15 protein-coding genes are annotated in these 12222 nt (G+C 41.2%); 6 read left to right on the forward strand and 9 right to left on the reverse strand.

Annotated elements, in window-relative coordinates:
- Positions 1-179: 179 nt before the first annotated feature.
- Positions 180-377, forward strand: coding sequence for a hypothetical protein (locus ACSLBF_RS08700; protein WP_440053032.1), 198 nt, complete (start codon positions 180-182; stop codon positions 375-377).
- A gap of 233 nt (positions 378-610) precedes the next feature.
- Here ACSLBF_RS08700 and ACSLBF_RS08705 read toward each other — a convergent pair whose 3' ends face one another.
- From ACSLBF_RS08705 to ACSLBF_RS08740, 8 genes are all read right to left on the reverse strand, one after another.
- On the reverse strand, positions 611-832 hold the full coding sequence (locus ACSLBF_RS08705; protein WP_440053033.1) for a hypothetical protein: 222 nt from the start codon (positions 830-832) through the stop codon (positions 611-613).
- Positions 833-1416: 584 nt separating this feature from the next.
- Entirely contained in the window at positions 1417-2736 is a 1320-nt protein-coding gene (locus ACSLBF_RS08710) for a zonular occludens toxin domain-containing protein (RefSeq protein ID WP_440053034.1), read from the reverse strand.
- Positions 2736-3158, reverse strand: a complete 423-nt coding sequence (locus ACSLBF_RS08715) for a DUF2523 family protein (protein WP_440053035.1) — start codon at positions 3156-3158, stop codon at positions 2736-2738. The genes ACSLBF_RS08710 and ACSLBF_RS08715 overlap by 1 nt, the downstream gene beginning before the upstream one ends.
- Positions 3151-4650: a hypothetical protein gene (locus tag ACSLBF_RS08720; RefSeq protein ID WP_440053036.1), complete on the reverse strand. Its 1500-nt coding sequence runs from the start codon at positions 4648-4650 to the stop codon at positions 3151-3153. The genes ACSLBF_RS08715 and ACSLBF_RS08720 overlap by 8 nt, the downstream gene beginning before the upstream one ends.
- A gap of 95 nt (positions 4651-4745) precedes the next feature.
- Positions 4746-4958, reverse strand: a complete 213-nt coding sequence (locus ACSLBF_RS08725) for a hypothetical protein (RefSeq protein WP_440053028.1) — start codon at positions 4956-4958, stop codon at positions 4746-4748.
- A gap of 30 nt (positions 4959-4988) precedes the next feature.
- A complete protein-coding gene (locus tag ACSLBF_RS08730) occupies positions 4989-5231 on the reverse strand; it encodes a hypothetical protein (protein ID WP_440053029.1) in 243 nt (80 codons plus the stop codon).
- Position 5232: 1 nt separating this feature from the next.
- Entirely contained in the window at positions 5233-5535 is a 303-nt protein-coding gene (locus ACSLBF_RS08735; RefSeq protein ID WP_440053030.1) for a single-stranded DNA-binding protein, read from the reverse strand.
- 12 nt (positions 5536-5547) lie between these two features.
- Complete coding sequence (locus tag ACSLBF_RS08740) at positions 5548-6813, reverse strand: phage/plasmid replication protein, II/X family (RefSeq protein WP_440053031.1); 1266 nt, start codon at positions 6811-6813, stop codon at positions 5548-5550.
- Between the two features lie 195 nt (positions 6814-7008).
- On the opposite strand from ACSLBF_RS08740, the gene ACSLBF_RS08745 reads away from it, so the two are divergent.
- The gene (locus tag ACSLBF_RS08745) at positions 7009-7206 is read left to right on the forward strand and encodes a hypothetical protein (protein WP_440053032.1); all 198 of its coding nucleotides are present in this window, start codon (positions 7009-7011) and stop codon (positions 7204-7206) included.
- Positions 7207-7439: 233 nt separating this feature from the next.
- Here the strand turns inward: ACSLBF_RS08745 and ACSLBF_RS08750 are convergent, their stop codons facing one another.
- Positions 7440-7661 carry a hypothetical protein gene (locus ACSLBF_RS08750; RefSeq protein WP_440053033.1) on the reverse strand — a complete coding sequence of 74 codons (222 nt, stop codon included), beginning with the start codon at positions 7659-7661 and terminating at the stop codon, positions 7440-7442.
- A 395-nt stretch (positions 7662-8056) separates the two neighbouring features.
- On the opposite strand from ACSLBF_RS08750, the gene ACSLBF_RS08755 reads away from it, so the two are divergent.
- Genes ACSLBF_RS08755 through ACSLBF_RS08770 form a run of 4 tightly spaced genes read left to right on the forward strand, consistent with a single transcriptional unit; the run spans position 8057 to position 12222 of the window.
- Positions 8057-8440, forward strand: coding sequence for a response regulator (locus ACSLBF_RS08755; protein WP_440053037.1), 384 nt, complete (start codon positions 8057-8059; stop codon positions 8438-8440).
- Positions 8437-9348: an AAA family ATPase gene (locus ACSLBF_RS08760; RefSeq protein ID WP_440053038.1), complete on the forward strand. Its 912-nt coding sequence runs from the start codon at positions 8437-8439 to the stop codon at positions 9346-9348. Before ACSLBF_RS08755 ends, ACSLBF_RS08760 begins: the two co-directional genes overlap by 4 nt.
- Entirely contained in the window at positions 9345-10292 is a 948-nt protein-coding gene (locus tag ACSLBF_RS08765; RefSeq protein WP_440053039.1) for a hypothetical protein, read from the forward strand. The genes ACSLBF_RS08760 and ACSLBF_RS08765 overlap by 4 nt, the downstream gene beginning before the upstream one ends.
- Positions 10282-12222 carry a transglutaminase family protein gene (locus ACSLBF_RS08770; RefSeq protein WP_440053040.1) on the forward strand — a complete coding sequence of 647 codons (1941 nt, stop codon included), beginning with the start codon at positions 10282-10284 and terminating at the stop codon, positions 12220-12222. The genes ACSLBF_RS08765 and ACSLBF_RS08770 overlap by 11 nt, the downstream gene beginning before the upstream one ends.

Consider the following 12222-nt stretch of genomic DNA (forward strand, 5'->3'; position numbering starts at 1 on the left):
TGAGTAGTAATGGTAACTAATCCCAAAAAATGAGACAGGTCATTACCGACCTGAATAGGTGAATACATCTATTCAACTGCGATATTTATAACAGAAGTGAATGGGTGAATACAAGTATTGATGAATAATAAAATTCAAGCGTGCTAACATTCAGCTATTAACAGAACGGAGTTAAAGAAGTGGCGAAAGCAAACAGAACAACGATCTCGATACCAATTGAAAAGAAACTAGAGTTAGAAAGAAAAGCTATTGAGGTTTCATATAAAACAGGGAGATCAGTAACTTGGACGGACATTGTTCATTACATGATAGATAATTATCAAAATATGGCGAAACAAGATCTAATCGAAGAAGAAGAAGAGAAAGTTTCAAAATGAGACTAGAGTCCACTATTAAAGTATGTGGACTCTCCACACCGTACCCCACTCGGTACAACTGAGCTGACTGAAAGTTGGTTTCGGTTTATCAAGGGAGCGAACGCATTCGCTCGGGGTCAGGTCTCCAGAAATAGTACCGACCGCCATCGGCGGGTTCTCGCGCTAAAACACCTGAGTTAAATCACTATCGAGTTGGCGCTTCATGCGGCAAGCCGCATCGTATCGAATTCTACTTAACCACCAAACTTCATTTCACCAGTAGAAGGATGATGACTGGTTTCTAAATAGAGTTTGATTTCATCTTTATTTTCAATGTCATAAAGAACATTTATTACAGCATAACAATCGCCACGATATAAAATGTGCTCACCAACTCTAGGGATATCTGCAGTATCTATAGATTTCAATATAGGAGCATTTGGAGATTGTTTAATTACTAAATTTAAGCGTGGCATAATTAATTTCCTTTTTTAAGAGTTTAAATTTGAAGGCTATATATTCAATACATGATTTTTAAAATGTGGGATGAAAGCCAACCTCACCATAATTTGTATTATGTTACGGGCACTAAAGCAATGCTTTTGTGATGGTCGGTCACCTACCTATTTTGACCGACCATAAACCACAAAACCCCCGCAGAGTAATGATTTTGCGGGGGTTTCTCTCAACATAACACTGCTGCCATTATGGGAGGTTGATATAAAGCCAAAAATAATTAAAATAAATATTTAACCTTTTAAAAATCAATTACTTATGACCGATATTGTCTAGTATTGGACATTATACAATTTTCTTGAACTTACCAGTCTTAATGCTCCTAGCCATATATGGAACATGATCTGTATTTGAACACAAAAAATCAATTGTCTGTCTGAGCTCAACTTCAGAATGCTCAGGTATCCAAAGAGTAACTTTTTTTAAACCGCGAGATTTTTGTTTATTTTCATAACGTTGGTTCTTAGTTTCCATGGGTCACCAGTGACTTATCCTTAGATTAAAGATTTAACCATTATTGGGTTTTGGTGTTGCCGCGCTACGCTCAGGCTTCGCTTGGCGCGTCACCACCAAAACCAAAATCAATATTAGGCTCCGTTTGAGCTGGTTCATAGGTTGGTTTGTTTGGCGTTGTTGATTTGCAAAAGGCATTGTATTTGTAATCCGCGTGCTCAATGATGACATAGCAATAACTCATGATGTTGACCGTAAAGCCCATTAGCTTCAAATCAAACGTGTTTAGAGAAACTAAACCATCAGGTGTATCAAATTCCAAAATGGCAGTCTGTTCGATTTTCTCACCGTCAAATTTAACGTGATAACCGCTAACCTGCGCCCTAGTTGCATCAAATGGTAGACTCACATGAATAGGCTCACGAGCAACAGCCGGAACAGGGTCATTATTAACAGCAGTAGAAATATCCGTTTTACTATTTTTAGTAGGAACCTGCGCGGGTTGCGGGTTTTTTTCCACATCCATAGCACCACTGAAATATAGGATGAAATAACCAGCGCACAAAGTGAGAACGACCACCGGAAAGGCAAACATAGGACTGAGTAGAAAATTTTTTCCTGTTGCGCCTGTAATAGATTGGGTCGCTGTTGATTTGTAGAGTCTGTGGACGTCGATGGGGATTTTGCGCCACTTTTTCGGGTCTGCCCTGTTTGGCGTTTTGCCGTCCAATTTTGGATTATGTTCATGTATTCTCGGCCTCCGGTTGAAGTATGGAATTTTGGCTAGCCCGTCAAAATATTTATGTGCATAGGCGTACTGGCTAACGTTACGGATGTATTTATGTACAGAGGTGATATCAGGCGTACAGCAAATGATGTCCCAGTTGTATTTACGGTGGCGCATGTACGCCTCCTTTAGGGTTTTTGGGTAGATGATATGCCCGTGTTCGTTAAATATCTCGATACCCAAATCATCAACATCACCGCTAGTTAGGTCGTCTGGTTTGTACGTTTCGAGTGTATCTAAATGGTACTGATACCAGTCACTAGGTAGATAATCCTGATAGTTTTGAACGGGCTGATAATCACATGATTCAGGTTTGAATTGAGTGGTTTCAGTCGGGTAAATATCCTGAACCTCATCCATGATAATGAGCGCACCGCACGGCATCCAATGATACCAATTACGCCACAATTTATGGCCTGATTCGCTCTGACTAGACATTCGCCACAATTTTGCAGAATCAGGGAATGTTTCGTTTAACTCGCGCTCGATATCATCCAGAGGTTTAATGCCCTCGATATTAGTGACTACTAAACGCCCCGCTCTCAGCGCTGGCAATAACTCAAACCAAACTGCTGAGGCTGATTTAAACGAACCTGGCGCACCATGAAATATTGACGTCGCCATTATAGAAACCTCATAACATAGCGAGTGATTAGCGCCTGAATTACCACATTGAGCGCATCAAATGCACGCATATCAACGAGAGCAGCACGAACGTCAGCAGGTAATTGATTAGCAGCCGAGGTGATGCGACTGGCTATCTGAAAATTCTCAATGATGTTTTTCGAAACCTGCCAACTAAATTTAATAGTCTCTAACTCTATTTTGAGTCTGAGTAGCGTTGCATATTCAACGAACCATGCAAAAAAACGCGTGATAAAATTAGGGAGGTCGGTATCTAAAAAATCCCAAATATCAGAAACAAAATCGTTCATAAAACTAAACACACCCTGATAACCGTCGTAGTGAGATGCTAGCGCTACAGGCGATAAAAATAGAAATGCGGAAATTAATAAAATGGTTTTGGTTTGTGTGGATTTAATCATGGCGCTCCCTCAACAAAATAAACAACGCGGACATAGTGGCGATTAGCATTAATGGTGCTGCTAGCATTTGATAAAAATTGCTAAATCTGGCTACTGAAATATCAATTGATTCACCGTAAATATCTAATGTTCGCTCCTCGTATGAACCGCTAATGGTTGGCGAAACATCAAAAACAGTGTCTAACTGAGTGCGAATGTCGTCTAGCTCTGCAGTGTTCAATTCGATTTGGTCAGTAATTTGAACCCTGATTTCATCAATAGAATCCTGAGTAAATAGGTCATTCAGACCCCCCTGCTTTCCCGCCTGAGCAACACCGGCACACTCGAACCCCTCACAATCTGGCTCAGGGTCTGGGCAGTCCTCGCCCTCGCAAGGTTCATCACCAGCGAGTTTATCGTTAATAGAATTGAGTGTGTCACGGATAGAATTTAGTGTTGCAGTTTGGGCGTTGGTTGAATTGACAATGTACCTAGTGTTATTCGCAACAGTAGCGGTTTGTTCGACGTTAGTAGATGCAGCACGAAACGCGTTATTTGCCTGCTCGGACATAATTTGAGTATTTTTACCGATGACGTCTAATTGAGAGGAAAAAAACCGAGTCAGGTCATTAGAGTGCCTAGACTCAATATAAATATTGTTGAGCGCTCTAACATTGGCTCGACCAAAATCAACCTGATTTTGAGTAGACGCAGTAACATTACGGTTCATTTGGTTTATACCGTCTAGCTCGGTTTCTGAGGTTGACGGGTCGGAGATTTGGCCTAGCGGCTCAGCAGATGGAGCGGTACTAGGAGCCTCAGGCAAATCAGACAAATCAGGCGGAATAAATGGATCTGGAACAGTGGGTAAACCATCGCCACCATCACCATCATCACCACAGCTAGTCCCCTCCTGACCGTCGTATAATGGTGACACCATCATCATGTCATTATTGTCAGATGAGTATTTACACGTTGAGCCGTCTGGATTGGTGAAGCAGCGATTACCACCACCTATACTAAATGATGGACGGTCATCTAACGATGGCTCCTGACAGTTATCACGGGCTGGGTCGATGCAACGAGATGGGTTGTCATCAGTTTCACCACCCCGTTTTTGGGTATACGTTGGGTGACCATCAGGTGGGCAATCCTCTACCTGAACAGTAAATTGAATGTAAAAACGCCCAGCGGTATATATATACGGCTCAAATGTACAATGGTCCTGACCATCACAACCGCGACGCTCAGTAACAGTAGCTAAAATAGGATATGAATTATCATCGAGAGGACCTGAATGAAAACCGGTATAAATATACGTTTTGCCCTCACTCGCGGATTCAACAGCAGATAAACATTCAGACAGCAGATGACCGCCACCATCTAAATGAGTGCAACGTCCATAGTCAGTAGGAACGAGAATAGGTTTTTGCTCATCACGTTTAAACTCTAAGGACAATGAGTTGAATGATAGAAAAAAGGCGCTGATAAGCGCCGTATAGAAAACTCGCATATAACGCCTTTAATATTAGGAGGTACGAACCCCGCTAGAAAAGCCCTCGACGAAGACCCAAACGAGAAACGTACCTAGAATAATGGTCGTAACCATTAACGAGATAATTTGCTAATGATAAAACCAACACCGAAACCGATTGAAGCTAGTGACAACAGACCAACGACAACGAGCGTATAGTTTGACTGACCAGCAGCAACAGCGGTTTCAATCGTTGCCGCAACATCAGGAGTGGTTGCAGTAGCTGACGCCATTGCAGAACCTAGCGCAGCAGTAGAACCTAGAGCGATTTTTGATAGTAATTTCACGATTTTTCCTTAATTTAATTGAGTGTGTTTTTAGGTTTTGCCCATCACTCGGACGATTCGACCAATTGAATGAGCGGTAAAAAATGCGGTCAATGCCGCGGCGTTGATTAGGCCGAACGTAGCCAAATCAAATTGGAACAGCTCGTTGAGCGTGTCTACCAATCCGTTTAATTGAATTTGCGTCACCTGCTCAGTCGTCAACAAAACGTATTCGCATGTTTCAGCAGTTGCTGCGATTAGTTGGCCTGATTCGGAAATGATGACGCATTGCATATCAGACAGCCTTAAGCAATTCTTGAGAAGCTGGAACAAGCTTCATTTGACGACCGTTAATTTCAAGGTCACCCCAACGGCCAACACAGAAAGATTCAAGAGCTAACGTATATTTGCCAACTGGATAGGCATTGTTGTGGTCATCGTGAGACAAACGAAATTCCTTAGGAAAAGCACCACCCGTATGAGCGTATGCCTTTTGGTCATAAACCACCCTTTCGTTGTCTTTGCCCTTATTAACAGTGCGAGGCATTGGGTTCTCATGGCCTTTTACGATTTCAATAATTAGTTGTTGATGTTGCATGTGTTTTCTCCGTTAACTTACTAAGCGTAGGCCGCTTTCGAATTGCTCTGATAGTCGCGTAGGTTCAGTCCAGCCTGCTGGGTGCTGGCGTTCGAAATCGACGTTGATAAATCTGATTAAAGGCACGACATTGGATGCCGTGGCTTGTAGGTTTTGTAGGTATGCCTTGGGGACTACCTCTGTAATTTCTTTAATGCTTCTATGGAAAGTTGCTTTTGGTGTAGTCGCTTTAACCTCTTCCCAACCCTCGTGCTTCATCATTCGGAAAAATCGAAATAGACGATCAGCCTTGGAATAACTAAAACCAGTTTTAGTCTCTGTTTTAAAGTGCTCTCTCAAATTTTCATGAACTTCAGTGTCGCTGTATGTACGCATATGTTCGCCCTCAAATGTCTTAAAAATATCTGACCAAGCGTGATTCCATAGCTCTTTAATTAGACACCCATCAAAACTTCTAGCGTGACTTTCAAACTCCCAAACATTCGTAGGAATAGCGAGGCGATGCAACATGCGGGGCATGATACTGGCCTCTAAACGAAGGGCGTTTGTAGCAAATTCTTGTACATCGGGTGCGCTCATAGCATCGAGCTGTATTTTATAAATTGGGTCTTTGGTCTTATCGTAACGTGACGTGATTTTGGCTATTTGGTCTGCAAGCTCAAACTGCTTCAAGTAAGCTTTGAGACGTTTATGGCGGCTACCTTTGCCAAAGTAGGCCGTGGTATCAAACGATGATTTACTACCTCTCGTTTGACCGTTTGAAATGTTTCTAAGTGCGTGTATCACATTCCTGCTGTCAGACTCATTTGGTAAATGAGCAGTAAAAGTGCAGTCAATCTGAGCAAGCGTAGCGTGTTCAAAATCCAGTATCTCGACCATATCAGGAAGTGCGTAACAGAAAGCAGAAACCAACGAATCAAGGCAAGTCATAACGTTGCATGTACCAAAAACATTTTGACCAGTAAGGAGTTTCGCAGGGCTAGCTTTAAGCTCAATGTGTGGATAGTAATTAGAACCGCCTTGATAAACCTTAAAACTTAAAGTTGACCAACTGCTAGGAAGTGATTCAAAAGGATGTCTAAGACATGAAACCTCAGCAAGTGCAACGTTCTCAGCATCTAGACGATAGTCGTTCGGACGAAAAGTAACGTCCCCCGCTTCCATCTTGCAACCGCGTTTTTGACATTCACGCAAATCAACCAAACCGCTATCACCTTCAGGTGATGCAGCAACGACAGAGTCGTTAAATGGCACTTTGATTCGCAAGAGGTCTATCACAAAAAAATCCTTCTGATGAGTAGTAATGGTAACTAATCCCAAAAAATGAGACAGGTCATTACCGACCTGAATAGGTGAATACATCTATTCAACTGCGATATTTATAACAGAAGTGAATGGGTGAATACAAGTATTGATGAATAATAAAATTCAAGCGTGCTAACATTCAGCTATTAACAGAACGGAGTTAAAGAAGTGGCGAAAGCAAACAGAACAACGATCTCGATACCAATTGAAAAGAAACTAGAGTTAGAAAGAAAAGCTATTGAGGTTTCATATAAAACAGGGAGATCAGTAACTTGGACGGACATTGTTCATTACATGATAGATAATTATCAAAATATGGCGAAACAAGATCTAATCGAAGAAGAAGAAGAGAAAGTTTCAAAATGAGACTAGAGTCCACTATTAAAGTATGTGGACTCTCCACACCGTACCCCACTCGGTACAACTGAGCTGACTGAAAGTTGGTTTCGGTTTATCAAGGGAGCGAACGCATTCGCTCGGGGTCAGGTCTCCAGAAATAGTACCGACCGCCATCGGCGGGTTCTCGCGCTAAAACACCTGAGTTAAATCACTATCGAGTTGGCGCTTCATGCGGCAAGCCGCATCGTATCGAATTCTACTTAACCACCAAACTTCATTTCACCAGTAGAAGGATGATGACTGGTTTCTAAATAGAGTTTGATTTCATCTTTATTTTCAATGTCATAAAGAACATTTATTACAGCATAACAATCGCCACGATATAAAATGTGCTCACCAACTCTAGGGATATCTGCAGTATCTATAGATTTCAATATAGGAGCATTTGGAGATTGTTTAATTACTAAATTTAAGCGTGGCATAATTAATTTCCTTTTTTAAGAGTTTAAATTTGAAGGCTATATATTCAATACATGATTTTTAAAATGTGGGATGAAAGCCAACCTCACCATAATTTGTATTATGTTACGGGCACTAAAGCAATGCTTTTGTGATGGTCGGTCACCTACCTATTTTGACCGACCATAAACCACAAAACCCCCGCAGAGTAATGATTTTGCGGGGGTTTCTCTCAACATAACACTGCTGCCATTATGGGCTGTTTTATTTATCTATATCTCTAGCTACTCAAAGTTGCACTTAATGTCCTATACTAGACGGTATCGGACATTAAGTGAATCTTTCACACTTTTTCTATTGAGCTACGCTTTGTGTTTTTATAGTATGTTGCTGAGTTAGTATTAAGAAGTATCGACATATGGAATTTGTAAGGCCCCTTGAGCCAATCTTAATAATTGATGACACTGAGGACACACGAGATTTCCTCACCGACATTTTAGAAGATCTTGGCTTTGAAGAAATCTACGGCTCCGAAGATATCGACGCCGCAAAATCTTTGCTTGCGCATAAACAGCCTGGCGTTATCTTTTTAGATATTGAAATGCCAGACACCGATGGTTCGGAAATCCTTTCCTATATCAACGAACACTTCCCAACAACAAACGTTATTATGTGCTCTGGTCATAATAGTCTAGAGAACGTTCAAAACACCTGGGAACTGGGTGCTAACGGCTATATTGCTAAGCCATTTAACGCTAAAAAAGTTGATACGGTTATGAAGCGATTAGAGCTTATCGCGTGAGCCAGGCGATAAATCAAGCTATTGAGGCGGTATCACACGTTATCTTCGAAAAGCCCGAGCAAATCAAACTGGCACTGTGCTGCTTGCTCTCTCGTGGCCATTTGCTTATTGAAGATTTACCGGGTATGGGCAAAACCACACTTTCCCATGCTTTGGCTGATGTTTTAGGCTTAAGTTACGGTCGCGTACAATTTACCAGTGATCTTTTACCATCGGATATTACCGGTACGTCCGTATTTAACCGAGATGCACAGACTTTTGAATTTCACCCCGGTCCAATTTTTTCTCAGGTTTTGTTAGCCGACGAAATTAATCGCGCAAGCCCTAAAACACAAAGTGCTCTGCTTGAATCGATGGAAGAACATCAAGTAACGATTGATGGTACATCCCATATTCTGCCAAAGCCATTTTTTGTGATAGCCACACAAAATCCGCAGCATCAATCTGGTACACATCCGCTGCCAGAATCGCAATTAGACCGTTTCTTTATGCGGATCAGTCTAGGCTATCCCTCTAAACAAGCTGAACTTGAACTTATAAAAAACACTGGAAAAGGCCGAAATCAAGGCTCTGCTGTTCAGGTCATTGACGCCGATACACTCTCGCAATTACAAGATGCTGTGGCTTTGGTAGAAATGTCCGATACTGTGTCTGACTATATTTTACGACTTGTGAGTTTTACTCGAGCTGGTAATCAATTTACCGATCCTTTGTCACCCCGAGCGAGTATTGCGCTAGCTTGTGCAGCAAAGGCTTGGGCGCTTATAGCTGGCAGAAATTTTGTGATCCCAGACGATGTGCAGGCAGTCTTTCCTCATATTTGCGCGCATAGAATGGGCATAAACATCAAAGAGCAACAAGCTGCAACACAACTTATATTTAATGAAGTTTCAGTGAGCGCAATATGATCGGTTGGTTTCGCAGCTATGTGGAACAACTGATCTTAAAAAAACACGCAGGTCCACGTACCACGCTTTCTCATAATACAATTTATATCTTACCGTCAAAAGATGGCTGGTTGTTTCTGACCATCGCATTGGTTAATTTCATTCTTGGTGTTAATTATCAAAACAACTTAATATTGGCAACAGCTTACCTAATGGCATTGTTGATGTTGTTGTCGCTACTAATGGCCTACTTTAATTTTAACGGTCTTACTATCCATTACTTGGGCACAAAAGCCAATTTTAGCCCCTGCTCACCATTAGCCCAATTTGAGCTAAATGCAGCACATCCTGTACAAGCTTTGGTTTTTTCATCAACGTCACTTGCGCTGAGTGAGCAATGTGAATTAAACGGCAACAACACGCAAATCGACATGCCACTAAATGCATGTAAACAGCGCGGTAAATACAAAATAAAAAAAGTCTCCATTAGCAGCAATTATCCGTTTGGATTGGTAAAAGTATGGAGCTACCTTTACCTTGATGATGATGCCTATGTCTACCCTACTCCATTAGCAACTCAGCTTTCTGGAATCAGCTATACACATGATGGCGTGCCTGAACAGGACAGCTTGGCGAATGAAGCATTATCAGAACAATTATATCGCTATCAAAAAGGGATGCCAGTTAACCGCGTCGCTTGGAAGATATACGCCAAAACTGACCAACTATTTATCAAACAGACATTAGATGTTGGGCAATATGAGCTCAATGATAATGAGGTATTTTATCGTTTCGACGAACTAAACGGTGATAAAGAAACGCGTTTGAGTAATCTAAGCTATCTAATTAACCAAGCTCAGAACAATAATATCAAATACGGTATGCAACTTGGCAGCTTATTAATAAAACCAGCACATGGAGAGCAGCATTTAAAGCGCTGCATGGAGTCGTTAAGTGAATTTTAGCGCGCCAATTTGGTTTAATCTTACTACGTTGATGATCTGGACAATGTCCTTACTGTTAGTGAACGAGTTTGGTTGGAGTTTTGTCGCGCTATCCACCTTTTTATTGGCTTGGCAGGTTATTCGGACACTGAAAAAATCAACAGTTATTACGACTCGCGCGATTAATCTTATTACCCTTATTGCCGCTATATTCACTGGATTGTTTATTGGATTTAAAAGTAGTGTCAGTTTGTTTGTGGCGTTAATGCTAATAGCAGCAAGTCTTAAACAAATTCATGCCCGCACGCGTACTCAATACTTGCAAGTTTGTATCTTAAACTTTTTCACTTACCCGTGTTTGTTCTTATTTACGCAAAGCCTCTATTCAACTCTGTTGGTGATATTCATGCTGATCATCAACTTAGGTATTATGTTAAATTTACAAAATAATGTGAGTTTCAAGGGCTCACTTCGTTTTGCTGTGAAGAGTTTCTTGATAATTTTGCCGCTTACCGCGTTGCTTGTTGCGTTTATGCCAAAGCTTCCGGCTTTTTGGCAACTGCCAACGCCAAGCAAACAAAGTAAAACGGGGTTGTCTGAAAATGTTGATCCTTTTTCAATTAGTGAATTGGCTAAATCTAAAGAATTGGTATTTAGAGCGGAATTTTTTAATGCCGATTTATTAAAAGGTCCTTATTATTGGCGTGCAATTATCCATGACAAATTCGACGGTGAACGCTGGTTAATGTCGAATGGTCAAGATGCTGCTGTTAACGCAATTACCCCAACAAACGCAGATGTCTTAATCACAGCGCAGCCCAGTTTACTACCTTGGTTGTATGGTCTGGAGTTTTCTTCGCCGGCTTCAAGCAACATCAGTTCAAACGTGTTTGGGACGGTTTACAAAAAATCCCCCGCGAACAAACCATTTGAATATCAAATTGCGGTAAACGACGTAATTAGTGAACAGCAAACTATCAGTCGGCTATTACGCTTTAATACGCAAATACCAATTGATACTAACAACCAAACAAGACAACTGGCACAAGTTTGGTATCAAGAATCTAAAACCACAGCTGACTTCATTGATAAAGTAAAAAACTACTTTGTAGAAAACGCCTTTGCTTACACGTTAAGTCCTACAGAGATCTCGTCTTCACAAGTCATCGATGCATTTTTATTTGAAACTAAAAACGGTTTTTGTGGACATTACGCATCAGCCACAGCGTTTATGTTAAGATCGGTCGGTATTCCTGCCAGACTGGTTTCTGGTTATCTTGGGGGTGAGCTTAATCAAGAAAAAGGTTATGTCAGTGTGTATCAATATGATGCACATGCGTGGGTTGAATACTTCGACCCTAAGCTTGGTTGGCAAAGACTTGATCCAACCGCTTGGATCGCGCCTTCTCGAATATCAGGCAGTTTGTCTCAATTTCAAGAACTGAGCGATGATTTTAAGGAAAACCTAGGGTATAGTTTGCTGGCTTTTTCTGACTGGCAAACCGTCAATTGGCTTAGATTAAAACTCGAAGTGCTTGATTACCACTGGACAAAGGCAGTTATAAATTTTGACAATCGCAAGCAGAGTGCCCTATTTGAGCAGCTATTTGGTCACAATGGAAAACTGTGGGCTGGCTTGCTGAGTCTTATCACTATAGTAATCGTGGTTAGCGCGGCGTTTTACTATCGCCGGTTAATGCAATCTAATGTGATACCGTTTGAACTTAACTTGTACAAGCAAATTTTGGCGCATTTTAATCAACCTGAACATGGTCGTACAGTAAAACAAAACCTGCGTTTGCTCGCCGATATCTATCCACAGGTTGAAAACGAGCTAGGTGCTTTTTACGCTGAGTTTGAGCAATTACATTATCAGCGTGTTCTAGCTACTAAATCGCAAAAAAGAAACCTAAAAAAGTTAGTAAGTCGAATAAAAATAAAGGGTAAATAA

It is taken from the genome of Pseudoalteromonas sp. T1lg65 (assembly GCF_051930985.1).
Classification (GTDB): domain Bacteria; phylum Pseudomonadota; class Gammaproteobacteria; order Enterobacterales; family Alteromonadaceae; genus Pseudoalteromonas.

What these genes read in the sequence shown, in the direction of transcription:
- ACSLBF_RS08730 (WP_440053029.1), bottom strand. Translation starts at nt 5,231, where the DNA reads ATGCAATGCGTCATCATTTCCGAATCAGGCCAACTAATCGCAGCAACT.
- ACSLBF_RS08755 (WP_440053037.1), top strand. Translation starts at nt 8,057, where the DNA reads ATGGAATTTGTAAGGCCCCTTGAGCCAATCTTAATAATTGATGACACT.
- ACSLBF_RS08735 (WP_440053030.1), bottom strand. Translation starts at nt 5,535, where the DNA reads ATGCAACATCAACAACTAATTATTGAAATCGTAAAAGGCCATGAGAAC.
- ACSLBF_RS08720 (WP_440053036.1), bottom strand. Translation starts at nt 4,650, where the DNA reads ATGCGAGTTTTCTATACGGCGCTTATCAGCGCCTTTTTTCTATCATTC.
- ACSLBF_RS08765 (WP_440053039.1), top strand. Translation starts at nt 9,345, where the DNA reads ATGATCGGTTGGTTTCGCAGCTATGTGGAACAACTGATCTTAAAAAAA.
- ACSLBF_RS08750 (WP_440053033.1), bottom strand. Translation starts at nt 7,661, where the DNA reads ATGCCACGCTTAAATTTAGTAATTAAACAATCTCCAAATGCTCCTATA.
- ACSLBF_RS08715 (WP_440053035.1), bottom strand. Translation starts at nt 3,158, where the DNA reads ATGATTAAATCCACACAAACCAAAACCATTTTATTAATTTCCGCATTT.
- ACSLBF_RS08705 (WP_440053033.1), bottom strand. Translation starts at nt 832, where the DNA reads ATGCCACGCTTAAATTTAGTAATTAAACAATCTCCAAATGCTCCTATA.
- ACSLBF_RS08710 (WP_440053034.1), bottom strand. Translation starts at nt 2,736, where the DNA reads ATGGCGACGTCAATATTTCATGGTGCGCCAGGTTCGTTTAAATCAGCC.